The organism is Serratia marcescens (assembly GCF_001902635.1).
Taxonomy (GTDB): Bacteria; Pseudomonadota; Gammaproteobacteria; order Enterobacterales; family Enterobacteriaceae; genus Serratia; species Serratia marcescens_F.
Map to the genome: position 1 here is coordinate 54,341 of NZ_MJAO01000006.1, position 25,929 is coordinate 80,269.

General features: G+C 59.9%; 27 protein-coding genes. 17 read left to right on the forward strand and 10 right to left on the reverse strand.

From position 1 onward, the window contains the following. Nucleotides 1-25: 25 nt before the first annotated feature. From rnr to BHU62_RS07395, 4 genes are all read left to right on the forward strand, one after another. The gene (gene rnr / locus BHU62_RS07380) at nt 26-2,500 is read left to right on the forward strand and encodes a ribonuclease R (RefSeq protein ID WP_073531347.1); all 2,475 of its coding nucleotides are present in this window, start codon (nt 26-28) and stop codon (nt 2,498-2,500) included. A gap of 61 nt (nt 2,501-2,561) precedes the next feature. Beyond that, a complete protein-coding gene (gene rlmB, locus BHU62_RS07385; RefSeq protein WP_038879203.1) occupies nt 2,562-3,293 on the forward strand; it encodes a 23S rRNA (guanosine(2251)-2'-O)-methyltransferase RlmB in 732 nt (243 codons plus the stop codon). Nucleotides 3,294-3,409: 116 nt separating this feature from the next. Then, a complete protein-coding gene (locus tag BHU62_RS07390; protein ID WP_073531348.1) occupies nt 3,410-5,038 on the forward strand; it encodes an isovaleryl-CoA dehydrogenase in 1,629 nt (542 codons plus the stop codon). A 66-nt stretch (nt 5,039-5,104) separates the two neighbouring features. Then, nucleotides 5,105-5,503: a DUF350 domain-containing protein gene (locus BHU62_RS07395; RefSeq protein ID WP_015376394.1), complete on the forward strand. Its 399-nt coding sequence runs from the start codon at nt 5,105-5,107 to the stop codon at nt 5,501-5,503. Here the strand turns inward: BHU62_RS07395 and BHU62_RS07400 are convergent. Both BHU62_RS07400 and bsmA read right to left on the reverse strand, forming a co-directional pair. Beyond that, nucleotides 5,500-5,775: a DUF1471 domain-containing protein gene (locus BHU62_RS07400; protein WP_073531494.1), complete on the reverse strand. Its 276-nt coding sequence runs from the start codon at nt 5,773-5,775 to the stop codon at nt 5,500-5,502. The genes BHU62_RS07395 and BHU62_RS07400 overlap by 4 nt on opposite strands. A gap of 123 nt (nt 5,776-5,898) precedes the next feature. After that, nucleotides 5,899-6,207, reverse strand: coding sequence for a biofilm peroxide resistance protein BsmA (bsmA, locus tag BHU62_RS07405; RefSeq protein ID WP_073531349.1), 309 nt, complete (start codon nt 6,205-6,207; stop codon nt 5,899-5,901). A 127-nt stretch (nt 6,208-6,334) separates the two neighbouring features. Between bsmA and yjfP the strand changes: the two genes are divergently transcribed. Together yjfP and BHU62_RS07415 are read left to right on the forward strand one after the other, a co-directional pair. Then, nucleotides 6,335-7,087 (forward strand): esterase, encoded by a 753-nt coding sequence (yjfP, locus tag BHU62_RS07410; protein ID WP_073531350.1) that lies wholly within the window; start codon nt 6,335-6,337, stop codon nt 7,085-7,087. Nucleotides 7,088-7,210: 123 nt separating this feature from the next. Then, nucleotides 7,211-7,585, forward strand: a complete 375-nt coding sequence (locus BHU62_RS07415; protein WP_073531351.1) for a hypothetical protein — start codon at nt 7,211-7,213, stop codon at nt 7,583-7,585. Between the two features lie 99 nt (nt 7,586-7,684). On the opposite strand, the gene BHU62_RS07420 is transcribed toward BHU62_RS07415, so the two are convergent. Further along, nucleotides 7,685-7,951, reverse strand: coding sequence for a DUF1471 domain-containing protein (locus BHU62_RS07420; RefSeq protein ID WP_073531352.1), 267 nt, complete (start codon nt 7,949-7,951; stop codon nt 7,685-7,687). Nucleotides 7,952-8,404: 453 nt separating this feature from the next. Here BHU62_RS07420 and rpsF point away from each other — a divergent pair, with 453 nt between their 5' ends. The 5 genes from rpsF (at nt 8,405) to BHU62_RS07445 (ending at nt 10,327) form a co-directional block, all read left to right on the forward strand. Next, on the forward strand, nt 8,405-8,803 hold the full coding sequence (gene rpsF, locus BHU62_RS07425; RefSeq protein WP_004933634.1) for a 30S ribosomal protein S6: 399 nt from the start codon (nt 8,405-8,407) through the stop codon (nt 8,801-8,803). An 8-nt stretch (nt 8,804-8,811) separates the two neighbouring features. Continuing rightward, complete coding sequence (gene priB / locus BHU62_RS07430; RefSeq protein WP_004933632.1) at nt 8,812-9,129, forward strand: primosomal replication protein N; 318 nt, start codon at nt 8,812-8,814, stop codon at nt 9,127-9,129. 4 nt (nt 9,130-9,133) lie between these two features. Next, the gene (rpsR, locus tag BHU62_RS07435) at nt 9,134-9,361 is read left to right on the forward strand and encodes a 30S ribosomal protein S18 (protein WP_000135199.1); all 228 of its coding nucleotides are present in this window, start codon (nt 9,134-9,136) and stop codon (nt 9,359-9,361) included. Between the two features lie 39 nt (nt 9,362-9,400). After that, nucleotides 9,401-9,853 (forward strand): 50S ribosomal protein L9, encoded by a 453-nt coding sequence (gene rplI, locus BHU62_RS07440; protein ID WP_073531353.1) that lies wholly within the window; start codon nt 9,401-9,403, stop codon nt 9,851-9,853. 111 nt (nt 9,854-9,964) lie between these two features. Next, on the forward strand, nt 9,965-10,327 hold the full coding sequence (locus BHU62_RS07445) for a DUF488 domain-containing protein (protein WP_073531354.1): 363 nt from the start codon (nt 9,965-9,967) through the stop codon (nt 10,325-10,327). On the opposite strand, the gene BHU62_RS07450 is transcribed toward BHU62_RS07445, so the two are convergent. Further along, nucleotides 10,324-10,980 carry an OapA family protein gene (locus BHU62_RS07450; protein WP_073531355.1) on the reverse strand — a complete coding sequence of 219 codons (657 nt, stop codon included), beginning with the start codon at nt 10,978-10,980 and terminating at the stop codon, nt 10,324-10,326. The two genes, BHU62_RS07445 and BHU62_RS07450, sit on opposite strands and share 4 nt — an antisense overlap. A 267-nt stretch (nt 10,981-11,247) precedes the next feature. Between BHU62_RS07450 and fklB the strand changes: the two genes are divergently transcribed. After that, a complete protein-coding gene (gene fklB, locus BHU62_RS07455) occupies nt 11,248-11,868 on the forward strand; it encodes an FKBP-type peptidyl-prolyl cis-trans isomerase (RefSeq protein ID WP_073531356.1) in 621 nt (206 codons plus the stop codon). Between the two features lie 43 nt (nt 11,869-11,911). Here fklB and ytfE read toward each other — a convergent pair whose 3' ends face one another. Both ytfE and BHU62_RS07465 read right to left on the reverse strand, forming a co-directional pair. Beyond that, entirely contained in the window at nt 11,912-12,577 is a 666-nt protein-coding gene (ytfE, locus tag BHU62_RS07460) for an iron-sulfur cluster repair protein YtfE (protein WP_073531357.1), read from the reverse strand. A 116-nt stretch (nt 12,578-12,693) separates the two neighbouring features. Next, complete coding sequence (locus tag BHU62_RS07465) at nt 12,694-14,646, reverse strand: bifunctional 2',3'-cyclic-nucleotide 2'-phosphodiesterase/3'-nucleotidase (RefSeq protein ID WP_073531358.1); 1,953 nt, start codon at nt 14,644-14,646, stop codon at nt 12,694-12,696. Between the two features lie 255 nt (nt 14,647-14,901). On the opposite strand from BHU62_RS07465, the gene cysQ reads away from it, so the two are divergent. Further along, nucleotides 14,902-15,642, forward strand: coding sequence for a 3'(2'),5'-bisphosphate nucleotidase CysQ (gene cysQ / locus BHU62_RS07470; RefSeq protein WP_073531495.1), 741 nt, complete (start codon nt 14,902-14,904; stop codon nt 15,640-15,642). A 1-nt stretch (nt 15,643) separates the two neighbouring features. On the opposite strand, the gene BHU62_RS07475 is transcribed toward cysQ, so the two are convergent. Beyond that, on the reverse strand, nt 15,644-16,201 hold the full coding sequence (locus tag BHU62_RS07475) for a YtfJ family protein (protein ID WP_073531359.1): 558 nt from the start codon (nt 16,199-16,201) through the stop codon (nt 15,644-15,646). A 319-nt stretch (nt 16,202-16,520) separates the two neighbouring features. On the opposite strand from BHU62_RS07475, the gene BHU62_RS07480 reads away from it, so the two are divergent. Continuing rightward, nucleotides 16,521-16,727, forward strand: coding sequence for a DUF1107 domain-containing protein (locus BHU62_RS07480; RefSeq protein ID WP_019453363.1), 207 nt, complete (start codon nt 16,521-16,523; stop codon nt 16,725-16,727). Between the two features lie 69 nt (nt 16,728-16,796). On the opposite strand, the gene BHU62_RS07485 is transcribed toward BHU62_RS07480, so the two are convergent. Further along, nucleotides 16,797-18,128 carry a hemolysin family protein gene (locus BHU62_RS07485; RefSeq protein ID WP_049201431.1) on the reverse strand — a complete coding sequence of 444 codons (1,332 nt, stop codon included), beginning with the start codon at nt 18,126-18,128 and terminating at the stop codon, nt 16,797-16,799. Between the two features lie 180 nt (nt 18,129-18,308). Further along, on the reverse strand, nt 18,309-18,950 hold the full coding sequence (gene msrA / locus BHU62_RS07490; RefSeq protein ID WP_073531360.1) for a peptide-methionine (S)-S-oxide reductase MsrA: 642 nt from the start codon (nt 18,948-18,950) through the stop codon (nt 18,309-18,311). Nucleotides 18,951-19,255: 305 nt separating this feature from the next. On the opposite strand from msrA, the gene tamA reads away from it, so the two are divergent. The 3 genes from tamA to BHU62_RS07505 are packed head-to-tail and all read left to right on the forward strand — an operon-like array spanning nt 19,256 to nt 25,139. Continuing rightward, nucleotides 19,256-20,974, forward strand: coding sequence for an autotransporter assembly complex protein TamA (gene tamA, locus BHU62_RS07495; protein WP_415915705.1), 1,719 nt, complete (start codon nt 19,256-19,258; stop codon nt 20,972-20,974). Continuing rightward, a complete protein-coding gene (gene tamB / locus BHU62_RS07500; RefSeq protein ID WP_073531362.1) occupies nt 20,971-24,789 on the forward strand; it encodes an autotransporter assembly complex protein TamB in 3,819 nt (1,272 codons plus the stop codon). The genes tamA and tamB overlap by 4 nt, the downstream gene beginning before the upstream one ends. 2 nt (nt 24,790-24,791) lie before the next feature. Then, the gene (locus BHU62_RS07505; RefSeq protein WP_025159589.1) at nt 24,792-25,139 is read left to right on the forward strand and encodes a gamma-glutamylcyclotransferase; all 348 of its coding nucleotides are present in this window, start codon (nt 24,792-24,794) and stop codon (nt 25,137-25,139) included. A 54-nt stretch (nt 25,140-25,193) separates the two neighbouring features. Here BHU62_RS07505 and ppa read toward each other — a convergent pair whose 3' ends face one another. Continuing rightward, nucleotides 25,194-25,724, reverse strand: a complete 531-nt coding sequence (gene ppa, locus BHU62_RS07510) for an inorganic diphosphatase (protein ID WP_004933594.1) — start codon at nt 25,722-25,724, stop codon at nt 25,194-25,196. Nucleotides 25,725-25,929: the final 205 nt, after the last annotated feature.

Sequence of the window (25,929 nt, forward strand, 5' to 3'; positions counted from 1 at the left end):
TGCTGATGACAACGGAGGAACCGCAATGTCACAAGATCCATTCCTGGAACGAGAAGCAGAAAAATACGAATCCCCCATCCCCAGTCGCGAATATATCCTGGCCCATTTGGCGAAACGAGAAACGCCCGCCAGCCGTGAAGAACTGGGTAACGAACTGGGCCTCAGCGGTGAAGAACAGCTGGAAGCGCTGCGTCGCCGCCTGCGTGCCATGGAGCGCGACGGCCAGTTGGTGTTTACCCGCCGTCAGTGCTACGCGCTGCCGGAACGTTTGGATCTGCTGCGCGGCACGGTGATCGGCCACCGCGACGGCTACGGTTTCTTGCGCGTTGAAGGCAGCAAAGACGACCTGTACCTGTCCGCCGAACAGATGAAAATGGCTATCCACGGTGACGTGGTGTTGGCGCAGGCGCTGGGCGCGGATCGCAAAGGGCGCCGCGAGGCGCGCATCGTGCGCGTGCTGGTGCCGAAAACCAGTCAGATTGTCGGCCGCTTCTTCATGGACGCCGGCACCGGTTTCGTGGTGCCGGACGACAGCCGTCTGAGCTTCGATATTCTGATCCCGGCGGACAGCGTCAGCGGCGCGCGCATGGGCTTTATGGTGGTGGTGGAGCTGACTCAGCGCCCAACCCGCCGCACCAAGGCGGTTGGCCAGATCGTCGAGATCCTCGGCGACAAGATGGGCACCAGCATGGCGGTGGATATTGCGCTGCGCACCCATGAGATCCCGCATACCTGGCCGCCGCAGGTGGAAAAACAGGTAGCCGATCTCAGCGAGCAGGTGCCGGAAGCGGCCAAAAAAGGCCGCGTCGATCTGCGCGAGCTGCCGTTGGTCACCATCGACGGTGAAGACGCGCGCGACTTCGATGACGCCGTCTACTGCGAGAAGAAACGCGGCGGCGGCTGGCGCCTGTGGGTGGCGATCGCCGACGTCAGTTACTACGTGCGTCCGCGCACCGCGCTGGACGACGAAGCGCGCAGCCGTGGTAACTCGGTCTACTTCCCGTCGCAGGTGATCCCGATGCTGCCGGAAGTGCTGTCCAACGGGCTGTGCTCCCTGAACCCGCAGGTCGATCGCCTGTGCATGGTGTGCGAGATGACCATCTCCGCCCAGGGGCGCCTGTCCACAGCCAAGTTCTACGAGGCGGTGATGAGCTCTCACGCCCGTCTGACTTATAACAAGGTTTGGCACATTCTGCAGGGCGATAAGGAGCTGCGCGAGCACTACCATCCGCTGGTCAAGCACCTGGAAGAGTTGCATACGATGTACAAGGTGCTGGATAAGGCGCGCGCCGAGCGCGGCGGCATCGCGTTCGAAACCGAAGAAGCCAAATTTATCTTCAACGCCGAACGCCGCATCGAACGCGTGGAGCCGACGGTGCGCAACGACGCCCACAAGCTGATCGAAGAGTGCATGATCATGGCTAACGTGGCGGCTGCGCGCTTCGTCGAGAAACGCAACGAGCCGGCGCTGTACCGTGTGCACGATCGCCCGAGCGATGACCATATCTCCGCGCTGCGCAGCGTGTTGAGCGAGTTGGGGCTGACGCTGGGCGGCGGCAACAAGCCGCAGCCGAAAGACTATGCGCTGCTGATGGATGAAGTGTCCGAGCGCCCTGACCACGAAATGCTGCAAACCATGCTGCTGCGTTCGATGAAGCAAGCGATTTACGATCCGGAAAACCGCGGCCACTTCGGCCTGGCGCTGGCTTCCTACGGTCATTTCACTTCGCCGATCCGCCGCTATCCGGATCTGGCGCTGCACCGCGCGATCAAATACCAGCTGGCCAAAGAGCACGGCGAGCCGAAAGAGCGTTGGACGCCGACCGGCGGCTGGCACAGCGAATTCGAAGAGATGCTGCAGTTGGGCGAGCACTGTTCGATGACCGAACGCCGCGCGGACGAAGCGACGCGCAACGTTGCCGACTGGCTGAAGTGCGACTTTATGCAGGATCATGTCGGTGAAGTGTTCAGCGGCATCATCTCCAGCGTCACCGGTTTCGGTTTCTTCGTGCGCCTGAACGATCTGTTTATCGACGGGTTGGTGCACGTATCAACGCTGGATAATGATTACTATCGCTACGATAATATCGGCCAGCGCCTGATTGGCGAATCTTCAGGCACGGTCTATCGCCTGGGCGATACGGTGGAGATCCGCGTAGACGCGGTGCATATGGACGAGCGCAAGATCGATTTCGCGCTGGTATCCAGCACCCGCAAAGCGCGCGGTGAAGGCAAAACCGAGCGCGAACGCGCCAAGAAGAGCGGCCAGCGCACGCTGCGCGACAGCGGGAACGCGGGGCGCAGCAAGCGTCGCGGCGGCAAACCGCCGGCCAACTTCGAGCCGGACAGCGCCTTCCGCAAGCAGGATGACGCCAAGCCCGCCGACAAAGTGAAGAAGGCGAAAAAGAAAGCCAAGAAAGCGTCCGACAAAACGCGGAAAATCGCTGCGGCGACCAAAGCCAAACGCGCAGCCAAGAAGAAAAGTGCCGAGCAGGCTTAACCTGCCGCACATCGTTATCATCGGCCGGTTATCGCCGGCCGCACGAATTTAAAAGAGCATCATGAGCGAAATTATTTACGGCATCCACGCCGTCAAAGCCCTGTTAGAGCGCGATCCGCAACGCTTCCTGGAAGTGTTTATCCTGAAAGGCCGCGAGGATCGCCGTCTGCAACCGTTGATCGCCGAGCTGGAGGCGACCGGCATCGTAATCCAGGTGGCGAGCCGCCAGTGGCTGGATGACAAGGTCGAAGGCGCGGTGCACCAGGGGATCATCGCCCGGGTGCGCGAAGGGCGTCAGTATCAGGAAAATGACCTGCCGGGCCTGCTGGAAAGCGTGGAGACGCCGTTCCTGCTGGTGCTGGACGGCGTGACCGACCCGCATAACCTTGGCGCCTGCCTGCGCAGCGCCGACGCCGCCGGCGTGCACGCGGTGATCGTGCCGCGCGACCGTTCCGCCCAGCTGAACGCCACCGCCAAGAAAGTGGCCTGCGGCGCCGCCGAGAGCGTGCCGTTGATCCGCGTCACCAACCTGGCGCGCACGCTGCGTTTGCTGCAGGAGATGAATGTCTGGGTAGTGGGCACCGCCGGTGAGGCCGATCATACGCTGTATCAAAGCAAAATGACCGGCCCGATGGCGCTGGTGATGGGCGCGGAAGGCGAAGGCATGCGTCGCCTGACCCGCGAACATTGCGACGAGCTGATCAGCATCCCGATGGCCGGGACCGTCTCTTCACTGAACGTGTCGGTCGCCACCGGCATCTGCCTGTTCGAAGCGGTGCGTCAGCGCGGCTGATTCTCCTGACGGGGGCCCTGTGCCCCCGTTAATTCTCCCTCTTGTGATCCCACCTTCGGCAGAAATCTCTGCGCCGACCATACTTATTCCTGACGCTTTTCTCAGGGAGCACTCTCATGGTCTGGACTACGCACACCGTTTTTAACCAACCCAAGCCGCTGGGCAACAGCAACCTGTTTCTCTCCGATACGCCATTGCGCGAAGCGTTGCAGCGCGAACAGGGCGGTTGGGACGCCGAGGTATTGGCCTCGCTGGGCCAGCAACTCGGTACGCAGGAGTCGCTGGAGCTGGGGCGCCTGGCCAACGCCAATCCGCCGGAGCTGCTGCGCTACGATGCCACCGGCCAGCGGCTGGACGACGTCCGCTTCCATCCCGCCTGGCATATTCTGATGCAGGGGCTGATCGCCAACCGGGTGCACAATCTGCCGTGGCAGGAGGATGCGCGCATCGGCTCCTTCGTGGCGCGCGCCGCGCGTTTTATGCTGCATGCGCAGGTCGAGGCCGGCACCCTGTGCCCGGTTACCATGACTTTCGGCGCTACGCCGCTGTTGCAGCAGGCGCTGCCGGCGGCGTTTCGTTCCTGGCTAACGCCGCTGCTGTCGGATCGTTATGACGCCCACCTGCTGCCGGGCGGGCAAAAGCGCGGCCTGCTGATCGGTATGGGCATGACGGAGAAGCAGGGCGGCTCCGACGTATTGAGCAATACCACCACCGCTGCGCCGCTCGGCGCGCGCGGGCCGGGCGAAGCCTACCGGCTGGTGGGGCACAAGTGGTTCTTCTCGGTGCCGCAGAGCGATGCGCATCTGGTGCTGGCGCAGGCCGAGGGCGGGCTGTCCTGCTTCTTCCTGCCGCGCATTTTGCCGGACGGCAGCCGCAACGCCATTCGTCTGGAGCGGCTGAAAGATAAGCTGGGCAACCGCTCCAACGCCAGCAGCGAAGTGGAGTTTCAGGACGCCACCGCCTGGCTGCTGGGTGAAGAGGGCGACGGCGTGCGGCATATCCTGAGGATGGGCGGCCTGACCCGTTTCGACTGCTCGCTCGGCAGCCACGGCCTGATGCGCCGCGGGCTATCGGTGGCGCTGTATCACGCCATGCAGCGGCAGGCGTTCGGTAAACTCTTGATTGAACAACCGCTGATGCGTCAGGTGCTGGCACGCATGGCGCTGCGACTGGAAGGGCATACCGCGTTGCTGTTCCGGCTGGCCCGCGCCTGGGAGTACCGCAGCAGTGAAGGTGAGCTGATCTACAGCCGCTTGCTGACCCCGGCGGCCAAATACAGCATCTGCCGCCAGGGCATGCCGTTTATCGCCGAGGCGATGGAGGTGCTGGGTGGCATCGGCTACTGCGAAGAGAGCGAACTGCCGCGCCTGTACCGTGAAATGCCGGTCAACAGCATCTGGGAAGGCTCCGGCAACATCATGTGCCTGGACGTGCTGCGCAGCCTGCACAAACTGCCGGGGGCGCTTGATATGCTGCTGTTCGAGCTGCAGCCGGTGCGTGGCCAGAACCGGTTGTTCGATCACGCCTGGCGGCAGTGGCAGCAGCGTGCCCGGCAACCGCGTGAAGAGATGGGGCGCTTGCTGACCCAGCAGCTGTTCGACCTGTGCTGCGCTGCGCAGTTGCTGCAACACGCCAGCCCGCAAATAGCCGACGCCTGGTGTCATCTGACGCTGGATCACCGTGGTGAGAGCCTGCTATCGGCCGAGGCCTGCGAACTGTTGCTGAACCGCGCCATCGGCGGTTAGGGAAAAGGGTGGCGCGCCGCGGCGAAAACCTTTTTAATTCAGCCTCACTCTGACAGGAAAATGCACATGGATATTCTCAGCGCGTTGGCGGCCTTCGCCTCTTACTTCTTCAGCGGCTTCGCCATGATTTTGGTGTTTCTGTTCGTCTATACCCGTATCACCCCGCACGACGAATGGGCGTTGATCAAGGCCGACAATCAATCCGCCGCCTTTGCTTTTATCGGTGCCTGCCTGGGGTATGTGATCCCGTTGGCCAGCGCGGCGATCAACTCGATCAGTCTGCTGGACTACCTGCTGTGGGGCGTGGTGGCGCTGGTGGTGCAACTGTTGCTGTTCGCCGCCGTGAAGATCTACATGCCGCGCATCAGCGACAAGATCGAAGCGAATCACCTGGCCGCCGGGATTTTCCTGGGGGGCGTCTCCGTCAGCGGCGGTGTGCTGAATGCGGCGTGCATGAGCTATTAAAGGTATAAGATTGCCGAGGCGCGCCAGCCGGGCTGGTGCGCCTGCTCTTCCATCTTCAGAATGCGGTAATAGCTGGCGCCGTGTTGCTCGGCGGTGCGGGCGATAGCCTGTTCCGCCTCCTGCGGCGAACCGGGCAGGTCGTTGAAGGTGATCTCGGCGATTTCACTGAGCGGCGTCACGCGATCGGCGGGCGCCAGCTCGGCGGACTGCGCGCCGGTGCTGAGCAATCCCATGGAAAGCAAGAGGGAGGTGAGTGCGGCGGAGCGTTTCATGGCGTTCCCCTTCGTCAGATCCTGAATAGACACCCGCAACATGCGGCATGCTGTCCGCCAGTGTGCAGCAATCTTCTTCAGCCTGTGCAAAGTCCGTGTAAATCTGCTTAAACAATCCTCGCGTTACCGATACAGGATCGCCTGGGAATACCACTGGCCCGGCACGATGGTTTCGCTGTTCATGATGATCACGTAATAGCGGGCGCCGGCGGCGGTGGCCTTATGCTGGATCGCCGCTTCCACGTCCATCGGGCTGCCGCGCACCACGGCGGTGACGGTGCCCATTTTCACCAGCTCGGCGGTCTGTGCGCGGACGATCTCCTGCGCCTGTGCGGTGGGCGGCGGCGGTGGTTTCGGCGTGGTGGTCATGATGCCGCAGGCGGAAAGCTGTACGGCCAGCGTCAGGGCGATGAGGGGGCGAACAAGCGTCATGATGACCTCGGAAGAGCCGGAGCGATGGCTTCAGTGTAACGCAATATAAGCTGGAACAGATTGAGCTAACGCTGCCTGGAGCAAGTTTGTCATGATGAAGGCCAATAGGTGTGCTGAGGATGAGCGGATGATCGAAATTCATGACGAACGGGCAGGCGATATTGCGGTGATCCACGCGGTACCGGCGGGACAGTATCAGCGGCCGTTGCCGACGGTGTTTTTCTGCCACGGCTATACCTCGTCGAAAGAGGTGTACGCCTACTTCGCCTATGCGCTGGCGCGCGCCGGTTTTCGGGCTGTATTGGCGGACGCCGATCGGCACGGTGAGCGGTTCGACGGTGACGAAGCGCGGCGCCTGGCCACGTTTTGGGAGATCCTGCGCAGCAATATCGACGAGCTGCCGCAGATCAAGGCACATTTCGAGCGGCTTGGTTTGATTGCCGACGGGCGTATCGGCGTCGCCGGTGCCTCGATGGGGGGCATGGCCGCGCTTGGCGCTTTCGCGCGCTTCCCGTGGATCCGGGCGGCCGCCAGCCTGATGGGCTCCGGCTATTACCGTTCGCTGGCGCCAACGCTGTATCCGCCGTTGGGCGAAGAGGGCGAGGCGCTCTCGCCGGCGGCGTTTGCGGCGCGCACCGCCGTGCTGGCGGAGTATGAACTGGAGGGGCGGTTGGCGCAGATAGCCGGGCGGCCGCTGCTGCTGTGGCACGGCGAGACGGACGATGTGGTGCCGGCGGCGGACAGCCTGCGTTTGGCGGCTGAACTGCGGCGGCAAGGCGCGGACAGCCGTTTGACGTCGCTCATCGAACCGGGCGTGAAACACCGCATCACGCCGCTGGCGCTGTCCGCCACGGCCGACTTTTTCCGCCGCGAACTGTAATGCGCATCCGGGTGCGATGCGCGGAATTGCGCCGCTCTGTGCCTGCTGTTTCGGCCATCGTTTGGCCGAATGAAGGGGAGAATGTCAGCGTGAATTCTTTCAGGGCAGCAAGGAGCAGAGGGCATGATAAAGGATATCAGCAATATGGCCGAGGCCGAACGCGGCGTGATGGGAACGATGAAAGCGCGCGCCGAGCTTAAATCAGCGGCATTCAGCGAGATATTGGGGGCCGCCGACGGTAAGGCGCAGCAAAACAAGGCCAACCCGCTGTCGCGCATCACGGCACATACGGTACAGAATATGACGGCGCTGTTTGCCTCCGCGCCTAAAGCGGCGGTTACCCACGCCGCGGCGGCCGACACGCTCTCCTTCGAGCAGCGGGCGACCTTGACGGAAAGTGCAGAGCTGTTGCAAACGCGGACGAACTATCTGCGGATGGCGTTGCAATTGCACAATCCGGGCACCGCGTTCAGCGCGCCTGCACTGCTCAAGTTGTGATTCGAGGGGAAGTGGAGCGCCCTACGCGCGGCGCTCCGGTGCGGACTGTACGGGCTTTCTGATGAAGCCCTGGGATTTTCCCTGGTATGGCGTGTCTCTTTAGCGGTACAGCTCTGCGCTGACGTGTATCGTGCTGTTGTCGCTCGGTTCATGCAGGGCGATGATGCGATAAGACGTCGCGCCGCGCTGGTCGGCGATTTTGCTGACCTGGCTGCTGGCATCATCCGGCGAAACCACGTTTTGGTTCAGCGTGACGAAACCGACGCTCTGGCGTTGATCGGCCTGGTGTGAGGTGATCTCCGTCGCGGCCATCACGTTGGCGGAGAACAAGACGGCCAGCGCCGTCGCGAGAATCATGCGTTTCATAGTGCCTCTCTTAACCCTTTGCCGTTACGGCCTGACAGCGAGTGTCGCTGTGGCAAAAAGTCATTTATCTGCATTGAATAACCTGGAATCTTTTTCGTCGCGCTGTCTGCGGCGGATATGGTTAATTTTAGTCCGTCGCGGGGGATTAAAAAGCGGGGCATTTTGATGGCCTTTTTCAAAAAAAGTGAAATAGATTTGTGACTCAGCGCTGATTTCATTGAAAGATTTTTGAAACCGATGGATCGGCGTACATGGGTTTACCCGCAGGCAAATCGTGCTATTTCCCCTACCGCCTCGCATTAACGCGAATAAAACCCACGCAGTCCTTGAGTTTCCCGCCCTGCGTCAGTATGATTACGCGTCATTTTTCAGCCGCACTTAAACACGTTCCTTGCTTCCATGGGCCGCGGTTGACCCTGACAGGAGGCTGAATAATCCGTAAGGAGCAATTCGATGCGTCATTACGAAATCGTTTTTATGGTCCATCCTGACCAAAGCGAACAGGTTCCGGGCATGATCGAGCGTTACAGTGCTACCATCACTAACGCGCAAGGTCAGATTCACCGTCTGGAAGACTGGGGCCGCCGTCAGCTGGCTTATCCGATCAACAAACTGCACAAAGCTCACTACGTTCTGCTGAACGTTGAAGCACCGCAGGAAGCGATCGATGAGCTGGAAACTAACTTCCGCTTCAACGACGCCGTTATCCGCAGCATGGTTATGCGCGTTAAGCACGCGGTAACTGAAGCATCTCCGATGGTTAAAGCGAAAGACGAACGTCGTGGCGATCGCCGCGAAGATTTCGCTAACGAAACCGCAGATGATGCAGATGCTGGGGATTCTGAAGAGTAATTGCCGCCGTGACGGCTAATCGTCTGGTTTTGTCGGGCACTGTGTGCAAGGCGCCGGTTCGAAAAGTGAGTCCTTCCGGGATACCGCACTGCCAATTTGTGCTAGAGCACCGTTCGCAGCAGACGGAAGCCGGATTCAGCAGACAAGCATGGTGCCGAATGCCCGTGGTTGTCAGCGGACAACAGTCACAAGCACTAACTCAAAGATTAACGGTCGGCAGTCAGATTACCGTGCAAGGCTTTGTAAGCTGCCATCAAGGGCGCAACGGGCTGAGCAAACTGGTTCTGCATGCCGAGCAGATTGAATTGATAGATTCTGGAGACTAGCCAAATGGCACGTTATTTCCGTCGTCGCAAGTTCTGCCGTTTCACCGCGGAAGGCGTTCAAGAGATTGACTATAAAGACATCGCTACGCTGAAAAACTACATCACTGAAAGTGGTAAAATTGTACCGAGCCGCATCACTGGTACTCGTGCAAAATATCAGCGCCAGCTGGCCCGTGCTATCAAGCGCGCGCGCTACCTGTCTTTGTTGCCGTACACTGATCGTCATCAGTAATCGGCCACTGTCCATTAACGACTTTGAGAGGATAAGGTAATGCAAGTTATTCTGCTTGATAAAGTAGCAAACCTGGGCAGCCTGGGTGATCAAGTTAACGTTAAAGCGGGCTACGCTCGTAACTTCCTGGTACCACAGGGCAAAGCTGTTCCTGCTACCAAGAAAAACGTTGAGTTCTTCGAAGCACGCCGTGCTGAACTGGAAGCCAAACTGGCTGACGTTCTGGCTGCTGCTGAAGCTCGCGCAACCAAGATCAACGAACTGGGTTCAGTGACCATCGCTTCCAAATCTGGCGACGAAGGTAAACTGTTCGGCTCTATCGGCACCCGCGACATCGCTGACGCAATCACTGCGGCAGGCGTTGAAGTTGCCAAGAGCGAAGTTCGTCTGCCGAACGGCGTTCTGCGTACCACTGGTGAGCACGAAGTGCACTTCCAGGTACACAGCGACGTGTTCGCACAGCTGAATGTAGTTGTGGTTGCAGAAGCGTAATTCACGCTGCTGTTAACCCGGTTAAAACGCCAGCCTCGTGCTGGCGTTTTGCTTTTCTGCGCCCGGCAAAACGCGCTACGCTTGAACACGGGATGAAAAGGAGAGCGTGCGATGGCAGCAAAGATTACGCTACAGCGGGTTTACGACTTCAGCGCGCCGGCGCCGGAGCACTGTTATCTGATCGACAGGCTATGGCCGCGCGGCGTCAGCAAGGAGAGGTTGACGGGCGTGCAGTGGCTGAAACAGGTGGCGCCGGATGACGAGCTGCGCAAGTGGTTTCATCAGCATACCGACCAGTGGGAAGCCTTCGAGGAGCGGTATCGCCAACAGCTGGCGGCCAACGACGCCTGGCAGCCACTGGTGGCGCTGTTGCGGCAGGGGCAAGCGCTGACCCTGCTGTATGGCAGCAAGGATACCGAGCATAACCAGGGCGTGGTGCTGCGCGACTTTCTGCTGGCGCAGCTTGGGGGTTAACGCTCCCGGCGGTAGCTGCCGTCGGCCTGGCGGCGGAACAGCACCTGATTGTTGTCCACCGTGGTGACCGACAGCGCGTTAATCACGCCGTTGGCGTCACGCTCGATACGCACTTCCTGGCCGGCTTTCATGTTGCTCAGCGGCTTGTCGCCGCCTTCTACCTGCGCCATGGCGAACACTTCACTCACCGGCAGGTTGTTGTCGCGAAACAGCTGGGCCAGCGTCTGGCCGGGCTGGATCTGATAACGTTGCCAGTTGCCCGCCGGCGTCGGTTCGCCGCCGCCGTTTTGCAGCTCGGCCTGCAGCGGCACGCTGGTCTCCTGCTGGGAGACTGGGAATGGCTGTCTTTCAGGCGAATAGGGCCACAGCAGGGCCAATAGCAAGATGATGCCGAAGATCAGCACCCAGCGGCGGTGGAAGTAGGGCAGCGGCTCCATCCAATGGAAACCGTCCGGCAGATGCCAGACTTTGACCAGCAGCGCTTTGACCTGCTGCATTTTGTCGTTTGCCGGCGGCTGTTCCGATGGCGGCTCCGTGCCTGCCGGCGTTGGCGCTGCGCCCGGTTTCAGGCGTTGGCTGACGTTCAGCCAGGTGCGCAGCAGCGGCTGGTAGATGCGGGTGGTTTTCCTTCTCCTGGGCGCGATTCTGCCCATGGTGACCTCTCTTCGACGGCGTAGTAATTAGCGCGGCGCGGCAAGCGCGCCGCCTGCCCGATATCCTGCTTTCAGTATAGTCCGCTAACTGATTGAAGTGAAAGGCGGCTGAGCGGCAGGGCCGGGGTTTGCGGCTGCGGGCGTTAACAGAAGGTTATTGTTTCTTTTTCTACGACAAAAGTCATCATTCTCCACACAAGATTTTACCCGGCATTGACGCGCTGTTATGCTGCGCTTTCGACTTTTTACAGACTTAAGGAAAACCCCATGACAACCCCTTCTTTTGACAGCGTTGAAGCGCAAGCAAGTTACGGGATTGGTTTACAGGTCGGCCAGCAGCTGCAAGAGTCCGGGCTGGAAGGTTTGCAACCGGAAGCTTTGCTGGCGGGTTTGCGTGACGCGCTGGAAGGGAATGCCCCGGCGGTTCCGGTAGACGTGGTGCATCGTGCGCTGCGTGAAATCCACGAGCGTGCGGACGCGGTGCGCCGCGAGCGCCAGCAGGCGATGGCCGTTGAAGGCCAGAAATTCCTGGATGAAAACGCCAAGCGCGACGACGTGACGCTGACCGAGTCCGGCCTGCAGTTCTCCGTGCTGGAGCAGGGCAACGGCCCAATCCCGTCCCGCCAGGATCGCGTGCGCGTGCACTACACCGGTCGTCTGATCAACGGCGACGTATTCGACAGCTCGGTTGAGCGCGGCCAGCCGGCGGAATTCCCTGTCAGCGGCGTGATCCCAGGTTGGATCGAAGCGTTGACCCTGATGCCGGTTGGCTCCAAATGGCAGCTGTATATTCCGCACAACCTGGCCTACGGCGAACGTGGTGCGGGCGCGTCCATTCCGCCGTTCAGCACGCTGGTGTTCGACGTCGAGCTGCTGGAAATCCTGTAATCCTACCGAAGATTACTCTGGGCGCCTTACCGGCGCCCTTGTTTTATGCGCCGCGCAGCGCGCGCGGGAACAGCAGATTGTTTTCCAGGCTGATGTGCTCCATCAGATCGCCGATGAACTCGTCGATGCCGTTATACAGCGCCCGCCAAGTGGTGCAGGCGCCCTCCGGCGGCGTCACGTTATTGGTGAGGAATTTCAACACCTCCAGTTGTTCACCCGCCTCGTCATGCTCATGCTCCATCACCGAGATCGGTCCGGCGGCCCGTGGCCCCATCCCCTGCTTGATCAGTGGGAACAGGATCTGCTCCTCTTTCATCATGTGATTCTCCAGATCCTGGCGGATCAGGTTCAGTTGCTTCGCCAATCCGCGCGGGCAGTTGGGCTTGTCGCGGTGCACGCGCTCGACTTTCTCCGCCATCAGCACCAGTTCGGCCAGCTGTTCGCGGTGCCGCTGATGAAAGCGCGGCAGAATGTAATCGATCAGCGCATCGAGCGGCGCGTTGCGCCAGTCCTGGCTCTGCTCCGGCGCCGCGGCAAGCGCAGCCAGCGCGTTTTCCAACTGGTCGATGTCCAGGCCTTTGCGTTCGGCGGCGTGCGCCAGCGATTGCCGCCCACCGCAACAGAAATCCAGCTGATGCAGGCGAAACAGGCGGGATGCGCGGGGAATAGCGATGGCGAGCGCGCCAAGGGATTGATTGCGGTAATCCATGGTAGTGCCTCTTTAAGCGAAGGAATTAATAACATGTATTTTAAATGCAATTTAATGGGCGCGCCAGCGGGAAAACGGAGAAGATGGCCGGGGGATGATTGCCCCGGCCTGGAAGGTTACTTCGCGCTTAAATCGATGCGATACACGGCGAAGCCGATACGGTCATTGCCTTCGGCCGTCATCGGATATTGGGCGTGCTCCTTGATAAACACCGTCGCTTTGTCCGACGGCGAGGTCTCGAAGCGAATATCCAGCGGCTGCTTGCTGCTGAAGGTCGCCAAACGCCAGTTGTTGTCTGCCTGCGGGTGCACCGCGCCGCGCCGTTGGGTTTCGGCGCTGATGTAGGCCGCCAGCACCGAACGGTTCTCATCCGGTGAAGCGAAGGCGATATGTTTGTCGCCGGTACCGGCAAATTTGCCGCCGTAGGCGCGATAGTTGTTGGTGGCGACCAGGAAGGTGGCGTTCGGATCGATCGGCTTGCCGTTGAAGGTCAGCTGCTTGATGCGCTCCGCCTTATCGTTGATCAGCTGGCATTCGCCGTCGTAGCGCGCCGGCTGGCTGACGTCGATCTGGTAGTTGACGCCGTCGATCACGTCGAAGTTATAGGTGCGGAAGCCGTCCCAGTTGATCAAGCCCTGCGGTTTGTCGCTGTTGACGTCGATCTGGTTGAACTGGCCGGCGGAGCACTCCAGCCACTCTTTCACCTCTTTGCCGCTGGCCTTCACCACCACCAGGGTATTGGGGTAGAGATAGAGATCGGCGGCGTTGCGGAAGGTGAGCTGGCCCTTTTCCACTTCGACGAAGCTGGCCGGATCGTTCTTGCGCCCGCCGACCTTGAACGGTGCCGCCGCCGACAGTACCGGCAGATCCGCCAGATCCGGATCGCCCTGGATGTAATGTTCGACGTAGGCCTTCTGCGCATTGTTGACGATCTGCACCGTCGGATCGTCCTGCACCAGCGCCAGATAGCTGTACATGTTGCCGTCGGATTTACCGATTGGCTGGCTGACGAATTCGCGCGTGCCCTTGTGATCGTCCGCCAAGACCTTCACCAGCGCGGCATCTTCCGCCGCCAGCGATTTCTTGTTCTCTTTGTCGTAGATCGGCCGCGCTTCCGCTTTGGCGGCGGTGACTTTCCAGCTGCCGGCATCGTTGTTGAGCTGCAGGTCCACCACGCCGAGATGGTCGCCCCATTGGCCTGGCATCACCGCCGGCACGCCATTCAGCAGGCCTTTGTCGATATCCGCGCCTTTAATGTTGGCGAAATCCTTGCTCGGGAACACCGCATGGGCGTGGCCAAACATGATGGCGTCGATGCCCGGCACCTGGCTGAGGTAGTAGACCGAGTTTTCCGCCATCGCCTTGTATGGCTCGCTGGACAACCCGGAATGTGGGATCGCCACCACCAGGTCGGCGCCCTGTTTACGCATCTCCGGCACGTAGCGCTTGGCGGTGGCGGTGATGTCGTCCACCGTCACTTTGCCTTGCAGATTGGCTTTGTCCCACACCAGGATCTGCGGTGGCACGAAGCCGATGTAACCGATGCGCAGCGTATGCGTCTTGCCGTCGCGGTCTTTCACCGGCGTATCGACGATGATGTACGGCGTGAACAGCGGCTTTTGCGTTTTAGCGTCGATGACGTTGGCGTTGATATAGGGGAATTTGGCGCCGGCGATGGCGTTTTTCAGATAGTCCAGCCCGTAGTTGAACTCATGGTTGCCGATGTTGCCGACCACATAGTCCAGCGTGTTCATTGCCTTGTAGACCGGGTGCACGTCGCCCGGTTTCAGCCCCTTGGCGGCCATATAGTCGCCGAGCGGGCTGCCCTGAATGATGTCGCCGTTGTCTACCAACACCGCGTTGGTAGCCTGTTGGCGCGCCTGCTGGATCAGGCTGGCGGTGCGCACCAGGCCGAATTTATCGGTCGGCGTGTCCTTGTAGTAATCGAAGTCCATCATGTTGCTGTGCAGGTCGGTGGTTTCCAGCACGCGCAGGTCGACGGTGGCCGCCTGCGCCGAGGCGCACACCAGCAGCGCAAGCGCGGACAGCGTCAGTGGATGCTTCATCATTTTGGGCTCTCTCCATTCCATTATTCGAGTGTTATCGCAGAGGGAAATGTAATTAACATTGCTTGCCACAGCAAACTGTGAAGTGTGGCAGAAAACGGCGACAGGTAACGCGGGGAAGTTCACAGTTGCGCCCAACAAGATCTGAGGAATTCCCGGGGGTTAGCCGGTTGAGATGGATATTCGGCGTAAAAAAAACTAGTCTGCTAGCAGAGACAGAGGGAAATTTCCCACGGAGATGCAGAGTTGAGGTGCATGATGTTAGAGCGAATTTGCCAACTGTCCCGCGAGGCGGGGGCGGCGATCATGGCGGTGTACGACGGTGAACAACCGCTTGATGTCGCACAGAAAAAAGATGATTCACCGGTAACGGCGGCCGATCTGGCGGCGCATCACATCATCAAGCGCGGCCTGGCGGCGTTGACGCCGGAGGTGCCGTTGCTGTCGGAAGAAGATCCGCCGGCGTGGGAAGCTCGCCGCAGCTGGACGCGTTACTGGCTGGTGGATCCGCTGGACGGCACCAAAGAGTTTTTGCACCGCAATGGCGAGTTCACGGTCAATATCGCCCTGATTGAAGACGGGCAGGCGGTGATGGGCGTGGTGTACGCCCCGGCGATCGACGTGCTGTATCTGGCGGAGCGCGGCAAGGCCTGGAAAGAAGAGAAGGGCATGCGGCAGGCGATCGGCGTCAGCAATGCGCATCCGCCGCTGGTGGTGGTGAGCCGCTCGCATATCGACGACGAGTTGAAAGACTATTTGCAGCAGCTGGGCGAGCACCAAACCGTTTCCGTCGGTTCTTCGCTGAAGTTCTGTCTGGTGGCGGAAGGCAAGGCGCAGCTCTATCCGCGCTTCGGGCCGACCAACATTTGGGATACCGCCGCAGGGCATGCGGTGGCGGTGGCCGCCGGGGCGCAAATTCACGATTGGCAGGGTAAACCATTGCTCTACACCCCGCGTGAATCCTTCCTCAACCCCGGCTTCCGGGTCTCGCTGTTCTGAGTTAGTTCGCCAACAGCTGGTGCAGCTTGGACATTACCTGCTGCACCTCTTCCGGCGTCAGCGCGCCGTCTTTGGCGAATTGAATGCGCCCTTGTTTATCCAGCACCACGATGGCGGAGCCTTTCGGCTGCAGATCCCAGGCTTTGCGCACGTTGCCGTCGCTGTCGACGATAAATTGCGACCACGGGAACGCCTTCTTGCTGTCTTCAATGCTGCTGCGCACGAACATTGCGGTGCCCATCAGGGCGTCGTCGGTGTTGACGATTGTCGTCGTTTGGTAACGATCGTGTGGTAGCTTCGCCTTCTTAATCGCTTCAATCAGTGGGTCGTTCATGTCTTTGGCGGAGCTGCGGCCGGCAATATGTTGTATCACTCGCACTTTTCCACTGAGCTGCGCGCTGTTCCAGTTTTGGTAGCTAAAATTACCGTCAGCGTAATTGAGCTCTCCCTTGTCGCTGACGCCGACCGGCGCTACGCGCTGCTGGAGCTGGAAGTTGTGCGCGGAAGCGAAAAGTGGGGCGAGCAGCAGGGATACCATCAGCATGCGGCTTGTTTTCATGCTTTCTCCTTGTAATGGGGGGAATTTGTGCGACAGCCTAAAGCATAGGATCTGATAAGAGGTCTGTCCTGTTAACCGGATCGCAGATTTCCCCTTGGTTCGCTAATCATCAGATTTTGAAGGGATATCCTGAAAACGTTATAAATTATCATATACAATTCTGTCAAAAAGTGTAAATCCAGCGTAGATCACCGGGCGGAAGTGAACGTTCTGGTCTTTACTGGGTCTACTACATGCAATCAAGTTGCGTTCTGAATTTCGAGGCTGCCACCTTTGGCGGCTCGCTGAGCGCATGGATCAACGGGAGGAGCGTAAAAGAATGAGAATCTTCCAGCGTTATAACCCTTTGAAAGTGGCAAAGTACGTTAAGACCCTGTTTCGCGGAAGGCTGTATATCAAGGACGTGGGCGCATTTGAATTCGACGAGGGGAAAATCCTGCCGCCGAAGATTCGCGACAAGCGCCATTTCAGCGTGATGTCTGAAGTGAACCGCCAGGTGCTGCTGTTGCAGGCCGAGTTTGGCTGAACACGGCGCTGACAGCGGTAAAAAAAATGCGGCCCCGATGGGGCCGCTGATGTTTTTGTCTCACTGCTGTCAAGCTGCCGGGGTGTCTTCCGGGGCTTTCGGCAACACCGCCGCCGGTTTGTCGCTCAGCCGGGTGACCAGCAGCTGGTCTATCTTGTAGCTGTCGATATCCACCACTTCGAACTTGTAGCCGGCGTATTTGACGAAGTCGGTGCGTTTCGGGATCTTGCGCAGCATATACATCATAAAGCCGCCGATGGTCTCGTAGTTGCCCGCCTGCGGGAACTCGTCGATATCCAGCACGCGCATCACGTCGTCGATCGGCGTGCCCCCTTCAATCAGCCATGAGCTTTCGTCGCGCGCCACGATCTGCTCTTCCTGGCCTTGGCCGACCAAATCGCCCATCAGCGTGGTCATCACGTCGTTGAGGGTGATGATGCCCACCACCAACGCATATTCATTGAGGATCACCGCGAAGTCTTCGCCGGCGGTCTTGAAGCTTTCCAGCGCTTCGGACAGCGTCAGCGTATCCGGCACGATCAGCGCCGAGCGGATCTGCACGCCGCTGCTCAGCACCAGGCTCTGGTTGCCCAGCACGCGGTTCAGCAGGTCTTTGGAGTCGACGTAGCCGACCACCTGATCGATATGGCCGTCGCACACCAGGAATTTGGAGTGCGGGTGGGTCGAGACCTTCTCTTTGATGCTCTCTTCGCTTTCGCGCAGATCGAAGTACACCACGCTTTCGCGCGAGGTCATCGAAGACGGCACGGTGCGCGATTCCAGCTCGAACACGTTTTCAATCAGCTCGTGCTCCTGCTTGCGCAGCACGCCCGCCAAGGCGCCGGCTTCCACCACCGCGTAGATATCGTCGGAGGTGATGTCGTCCTTGCGCACCATCGGCAGCTTGAACATGCGGAAGATCAGGTTGGCCATGCCGTTGAAGAACCACACCAGCGGGCGGAAGATCATGATGGAGAAACGCATCGGGTTGATGATCCGGACGGCGACCGTCTCCGGTGCAATCATACCGATGCGCTTCGGGGTCAAATCGGCGAACAGGATAAACAGGCTGGTCACCAGCACGAAGGAGCAGATGAAGCTGACCTGTTCCGCCAGTTCGGGCGACAGGAAGCGGTCAAACAGCACCTTGAAGGTGGGAGAGAAAGCCGCGTCACCGACGATACCGCCGAGGATGGCCACGGCGTTCAGGCCGATCTGCACCACGGTGAAGAAGATGCCTGGGGTTTCTTGCAGCTTAAGCACTCTGGCGGCGTTGACGTTGCCTTCGTCGGCCATCAGTTTCAGTTTGATCTTGCGTGAGGCGGCCAGAGAAATTTCCGACAGTGAGAAGAACGCACTCACCGCGATCAGAAAAAGAATCAGTAAAATACTGTTTAACATAATCTATCCATACGTGCCGACGGGATGCCGGCGCTCTTGAGGAAGGGTAGTACATAGTAAAAAAAGCAGCGATAACAACCAGAAAGGAAGCTATCGGGCCGCAGAAGCGGCCCGCATAGTATAGCAGTTGCCCCACAGGGGCCGCCAGCGGTTAAAAAAGTGCCGCCGGCCGGCATCGGATCAGCCTTGCGGTGGCAGGCAAACGCCGATACCGCCCAGCCCGCAGTAGCCCTCCGGGTTCTTGAACAGGTACTGCTGATGATCGTCTTCCGCGTAATAGAACGGCAGCGCCGGCACGATCTCGGTGGTGATGACGCGTTTGTCGCCCGCCGCGTCCATCGCCTGCTGGAAGCGTTGCAGGCTGCTTTCCGCCTCGGCCTGCTGCTCTGGGTTCAGCGAATAAATCGCCGAGCGGTACTGCGTGCCGACGTCGCCGCCCTGGCGCATGCCCTGCGCCGGATCGTGATTTTCCCAGAACAGCTGCAGCAGCTGCTTATAGCTGACGGTCTGCGGATCGAACACCACGCGCACCACTTCGGCGTGACCGGTCTGGCCGCTGCACACTTCGCGGTAGGTCGGATTCGGGGTGTAACCGCCGCTGTAGCCGGCGGCGGTACTGTAGACACCCGGCTGTTGCCAGAACAGGCGCTCGACGCCCCAGAAACAGCCCATGGCGAAGATCGCGACTTCCATGCCTGCCGGCACCTGGGTCATCGAATGTTTGGTAACGACGTTGAGCGTTGCGACAGGCATCGGCGTGGTGCGGCCAGGCAGCGCGCTTGCCTTATCGACGGTTTGTGATTTATCAAAAAATGGCACCACGGTTGACTCCTGTTGTCACAGTAAGAATTGACCCTACATGGGGGCGGTTCGGTTGTATCTCACCGCGTCTTTGCCCACAATAAGTGGCAAGTTGGGTTTATGTATAAGCTTAACGCAGTATTTTGAGCGCCAAAAGTGAAGAATTCGCCTGTTGCGCAGCGGTGGCAAAGCGCGGCGGGCGGCGTCCGGAACAAGGCTGAAGAGGGCTGCCGTCGTGATAGCGCGGAGTCTGCCCTGGCCCCGGAGCGAACACCATAACAGGAAAGTAAAATCAATAAGGAGAACACGTGCCAAAGTACCCGGTCATGTGCTTGATATCTGTGCTGCTTGCGGCACCTGCAGCCTACGCGGCGAACGTGCGGCTGCAGGTGGAGGGGCTCAGCGGAGAGTTGGAAAAAAACGTCCGGGTGCGGCTGTCGTCGATCACGCCTGAAGAGGTCGGCACCGACGGTCGCTTCCGCGCGCGAGTGGATGAAGCGGTGCGCCAGGGGCTGCGCGCGCTAGGCTATTATCAGCCGACCATCGATTTTACGCTGGATGACCGACCGGGGATGTCGCGTCCGGTGCTGCACGCCAAGGTCGATCCAGGCGAACCGGTACGCATTGCCGGCGCCAATATCGTGCTGGAAGGCGGTGCGAAAACCGATGAGGACTACCTGACGCTGGTAAAGAAGGGGCGGCCGGCCATCGGCGAGATCCTCAACCACGGCAAGTATGACGATTTCAAAGGCTCGCTGACCGGCCTGGCGTTGCGCAAAGGTTACTTCGACGCCGACATGACCAAGAGCCAGCTCGGCGTGGCCGAAGATCTGCACAAGGCGTTTTGGGATATCGATTTCAACAGCGGCGACCGTTACCGCTTCGGCAAGGTGAAATTCACCGGTTCGCAAATCCGCGAAGACTATCTGCAAAATCTGGTGCCCTTTCATCAGGGGGATTACTACAGTTCGGAGGATTTGGCCGAGCTGAACCGCCGTTTATCCGCCACCAACTGGTTCAACTCGGTGGTGGTGTCCCCTGATTTCAACGATGCCAAAGAGAACAAGATTTTGCCGTTAGACGCGCTGGTGACGCCGCGCACGCGCAACACCGTCGAAACCGGTATCGGTTATTCCACCGACGTCGGCCCGCGGGTGAAAGGCACCTGGAAAAAGCCCTGGCTCAACGACCGTGGGCATAGCCTGGAAACCAGCGCCAGCGTATCGGCGCCGGAGCAGCAGTTGGATCTGACTTACAAGATCCCATTACTGGCGAACCCGCTGGAGCAGTATTACCTGCTGCAAGGCGGGCTCAAAAACGTCGATCTTAACGACACCAAGTCCGTGACCTCCAAAGTGGTGGCTTCGCGCAACTGGGATCTCTCCAGCGGTTGGCAGCGGGCGATCAACCTGACCTGGCGTTGGGATAACTTTACCCAGGGTAATATCAGCAACACCACCATGCTGCTGTACCCCGGCGTCAGCTTCAACCGCACCCGTTCGCGCGGCGGCCTGATGCCGACCTGGGGCGACAGCCAGCGCTACTCCATCGACGTCTCCAACACCGCCTGGGGTTCCGGCGTGGACTTCGCGCTGATGCAGGCGCAGAACGTCTGGATCCGTACCCTGGCCGACAAGCACCGCTTTGTGGCACGCGGGCAGGTGGGGTGGATCGAAACCAACGACTTCGACAAGGTGCCGCCGGACCTGCGCTTCTTCGCCGGTGGCGACCGCAGCATTCGCGGCTACAAGTACAAAGGCATTTCACCGCGCGATAACGACGGCAAACTGACCGGAGCCTCCAAGATGCTGACCGGCTCGCTGGAATATCAATACAACGTGACCGGTAAATGGTGGGGGGCGATGTTCGTCGACTCCGGTGAAGCGGTGAACGATATCAAGAAGAGCAACTTCAAGACCGGCGCCGGCGTAGGCGTGCGCTGGCAGTCGCCGGTGGGGCCGGTGAAGCTGGATATCGCCGCGCCTGTGGGGGACAAGGAGACCCACGGGATGCAGTTCTACATCGGTTTGGGGCCTGAACTATGAGCCTGGTTAAAAAGATTTGCCTCGGATTTCTGCTTGTCCTGCTGGTGTTGGTCGGCGGTCTGGCCTTCCTGGTGGGCACTACCACCGGTTTGCATATGGTTATCAACGGCGCGGCGCGCTGGGTGCCGGGGCTGGAGATCGCCGGCGTCAGCGGCGGCTGGCGCGATCTGACGCTGAAGGGCGTGAAATATCAGATGCCGGGCGTGACGGTCAACGCCGGGCAGTTCCATCTGTCCCTCGATCTGTCCTGTTTTAAGCGCAGCTCGCTGTGCGTCAACGCCTTGACCGCCCAGGATGTGGACGTGGCGGTGAACACCAAAGAGATGGCGCCTTCCGCACCGGCGGCGGAAAGCAGCGAGCCGACCACCAATCTCAGCACGCCTTACCCCATCACATTGCGTCTGTTGGCGTTGAACAACGTCAAGGTCACCGTCGACGACACCGCCATCTCTCTGGCCGAGTTCAGCACCGGCGCGCACTGGCAAGAGCGCGCGCTGACGCTGATGCCGACCAAGATCGGCTCGCTGCTGATCGCCTTGCCGAAAACCCCGCAAAATCCGTTGCCGGAAGCGGTGCAACCGGCGGTAGAGGCGGCGAAAAAGGTCGGTGAGCAGGTCACCGACGCGGCGAAACCGGCGCCGCAGCCGGAAGAGAAGCCGCTGGGTGAAACGCTGAAGGCACTGTTCGCCAAACCGCTGTTGCCGGATCTGCCGGACATCCGCCTGCCGCTGGATATCACCGTCAAAGAGATCAGCGGCGAGCAGCTGCGGCTGACCGGGGACACCGACGTGCTGATCACGAGCCTGTTGCTGCAGGCCAGCACGCAGGATCAGCATATCCAGCTGGACAACTTCGACGTGAAGTCGCCACAGGGCACGCTATCGGTACAGGGCCAGGCGACCCTGACCGGCGACTGGCCGGTGGCTCTGACCGCCAACAGCGCGCTGAACATCGATCCGCTGAAGGGTGAGAAGGTGAAGCTGAACATCGGCGGCGGGCTGCGTGACGAGCTGAAGGTGGCGCTGAACCTGTCCGGCCCGGTCGGCGCCCAGCTCGATGTGCAAACCCGGCTGGCCGAAACCGGCCTGCCGCTGGCGCTGACGTTGCAAAGTAAACAATTGAAATGGCCGCTGAGCGGTGAGGCGCAGTATCAGGTCAATGACTTCCGCCTGCGCTTTAACGGCAAAGCGACCGATTACGCATTGTCGACGCGCGCCAATCTGAAAGGCCAGGATCTGCCGCCGGCGGCGTTGACGCTGGACGGCAAAGGCAACGTCGAGCAGTTCAAGCTGGAGCGCCTGCGCCTGGCGGCGTTGCAGGGCAATACCGACCTTACCGCGCTGGTGGACTGGAGCAAGGCCATCAGCTGGACCTCGCAATTGACGCTGAGTGGCATCAATACCGCCAAGCAGTGGCCGGAATGGCCGGCGAAGCTGGATGGCAAGATCACCACGCGTGGCAGTCTGCACGGCGGCAGCTGGCAGTTGCAGGTGCCGGTGCTGCAGCTGGATGGCAACGTGAAGCAGAACAAGGTCACGGCGCGTGGTACGTTGAGCGGCAACGCCGCCGGGCAGTGGAAAATCCCCGGTATCGATCTGGCGCTGGGGCGTAACCAGTTGAACGTCAAAGGGCAGCTGGACGAGAAGAGCTGGAACCTGGACGCCAACATCGACGCGCCGCGTCTGGACGGCGCGCTGCCGGGCTTGGGCGGCACCGTCAAGGGGCTGCTGAAGCTGCGCGGCAATCTGCAGGCGCCGCAGCTGTTGGCGGATTTGACCGCTTCCAGCTTGCAATGGCAGGCGCTGCGCATCAACCGCGTGAAGATCGACGGCGACGTGCGCTCTTCGGATCAGATCCAGGGGCAGCTGGCGGTACGCGTCGAGCAGCTGAAACAGGACGCGCTGGAGGTCAGCCTGTTGACCCTCGACGCCAAGGGCAGCGAGAAGCAGCACCAGCTGCAGCTGAAGATCGACGGTAAACCGGTCTCCGGCCAGCTTGCGCTGGAGGGCAGCTTCGACCGTCAGCAGCAGCGTTGGCGCGGCAATCTGAACAACACCCGCTTCGATACGCCGGTGGGAGAATGGCGCCTGACGCGCGCTATTGCGCTGGACTACCTGAACACCGCGCAGAAAATCAGCGTCGGGCCGCACTGCTGGCAGAACCCGAACGCCGAGCTGTGCGTACCGAAAACCATCGAAGCCGGCCAGAGCGGCCAGGCCAGCGTGGTGCTCAACCGGTTCGATCTGGCGATGATCAAACCGTTCCTCGGCCCGGACACCGCCCTGAGCGGCGTGTTCACCGGCCGGGCCGACGTCAGTTGGAAGCCGGGCGGCGCGCTGCCGGAGGCGAAAGTCACGCTGGCCGGCAATGGCGTCAAGGTGGTGCAACAGGTACAGGGCAATGCGCTGCCGATCGCCTTCGATACGCTGACCCTCAACGCCGGTCTGAATAACGGCCGCGCGCAGGCCGACTGGCTGGTCAAACTGACCAACAACGGCCAGTTCGACGGCAAGATCCAGGTGGCGGATCCGCAGGTGCGCCGCAATATCAGCGGCAACGTTAATATCACCAACATCTCGCTGGCGATGATTAATCCGGCGCTGATGAAGGGCGAAAGCGCGGCGGGCATGTTGAATGCCAACCTGCGCCTGGGCGGCAGCGCGCAGAAGCCGCTGGTGTTCGGGCGTCTGGCGTTGGATCGGGCGAAGGTGCAAGGGCACTGGATGCCGTTCGATATGACCGACGCGCGGCTGGCGGTGAATTTCAACGGCATGACCTCGACGCTGGAAGGGCTGCTCAGCACCACGCGCGGCCAGCTGAATCTGGCGGGCGACGCCGACTGGCGCGACATCAACGCCTGGCGCGCGCGCATCGCCGCCAAAGGCGACAAGCTGCGGGTGACGGTGCCGCCGATGATCCGCATCGACGTGTCGCCGGATCTGGTGTTCGAGGCCACGCCGCAACTGTTCTCGCTCAACGGCAAGGTGGATATCCCTTGGGCGCGCATCACGGTGCAGGAGCTGCCGGAAAGCGCGGTGGGTGTCTCTTCCGACGAAGTGATGCTGGATGATAAGCTGAAGCCGATCCAACCGAAGACCGCGTCGATTCCGATCAACAGCAACCTGATGATCCACGTCGGTAACGATGTGCGGCTGGATGCCTTCGGCCTCAAAGCCCGCCTGAAGGGCGACCTGAAAGTGGTGCAAGACAAGAAAGGGCTGGGCCTCAACGGCCAGATTGACATCCCTTCCGGTCGATTCCATGCTTATGGTCAGGATTTGATCGTGCGTAAAGGGCAGCTGATGTTCTCCGGTCCGCCGGATCAGCCGTTGCTCAATATCGAGGCGATCCGCAACCCGGAATCCACCGAAGACGGTGTGACCGCCGGGGTGCGCGTGACCGGCCTGGCGGATGCGCCGAAGCTGGAAGTGTTCTCCGACCCGGCCAAATCGCAACAGGAAGCCCTGTCTTATCTGCTGCGCGGCCAGGGGTTGAACAGCTCCGGCGCCGACGGCAACGCCATGACGTCGATGTTAATCGGCATGGGGGTTGCACAAAGTGGTCAACTTGTGGGTAAAATCGGCGAGGCATTCGGCGTGAGTAATTTGGCTCTGGACACTCAGGGGGTTGGCGACAGTTCCCAGGTTGTCGTGAGCGGCTATGTCCTCCCAGGCTTACAAGTAAAATATGGGGTGGGTATTTTCGACTCGCTGGCCACGCTGACGTTGCGTTATCGTCTGATGCCTAAGTTGTATCTTGAAGCGGTGTCTGGTCTCGACCAGGCATTAGATTTGCTCTATCAGTTTGAGTTTTAGCGATGCGAATAATTGTCTACGGCAGTTTACGGCGCAAACAGGGAAACAGCCATTGGATGACTAACGCCCAATGGCTCGGCGAGCACGAGCTCGAAGGCTATCAGATTTATAATCTGGGCCATTACCCGGCGGCGATCCCTGGAGAGGGCACGATACATTGCGAAGTGTATCGTATTAACTCATCGATTCTGGCAGAGCTGGACGAACTGAAAAGCAACACCAAGGACTATAAGCGCGAGCTGATTCAGACGCCTTATGGGAGTGCGTGGATCTACCTGTATAAACACAGCGTGGACGGTTACCCGCGAATTACCAGCGGTGACTGGCTGAAGCGTCTCGAAGAACAGTAAGAAAAAAAAACACCGCTCAATGAGCGGTGTTTTTGTATCGGACGGCGGCGGGAATTACTTCTTGGCGGCGCGTTCGAAAGAGGCGATGATTTCCGCTTTAGCCGCGGCAGCATCTGCCCAGCCTTCCACTTTCACCCATTTGCCTTTTTCCAGATCTTTGTAGTGCTCGAAGAAGTGAGCGATCTGGGCTTTCAGCAGTTCCGGCAGGTCGTTCACGTCTTTCACGTGATCGTACTCTTTGGTCAGCTTGCTGTGCGGTACCGCCACCAGCTTGGCGTCTTCACCGGCTTCGTCGGTCATCTTCAGCACGCCAACCGGACGGCAGCGGATCACGGAGCCAGGCTGCAGCGGGTATGGGGTTGGAACCAGCACGTCAACCGGGTCACCGTCCAGAGACAGGGTGTGGTTGATGTAACCGTAGTTGCACGGGTAGAACATGGCGGTGGACATGAAACGGTCAACGAACAGCGCGCCGGTTTCTTTGTCGATTTCGTATTTGATTGGATCGGCGTTGGCCGGGATTTCGATTACTACGTAGATGTCTTCCGGCAGGTCTTTGCCAGCAGGGACCAGATTCAAGCTCATGTCGGTTTCCTTTAATCATCAAACCAGAAATGGAGTGGCGGCTATTATAGCGGACTCTTTTGCGATTTCCTGCCCTTTTCATCGTCGAAAACCCGGCGTGCCGGCGCACGGAGAATTTCCAGATTAATCCCGCCGCGGCATGAAGTTTTTCCTCCGCCTGCCGATAACTTCAACAAACAATAATGAGCCAGCAAAGCTGACTCCG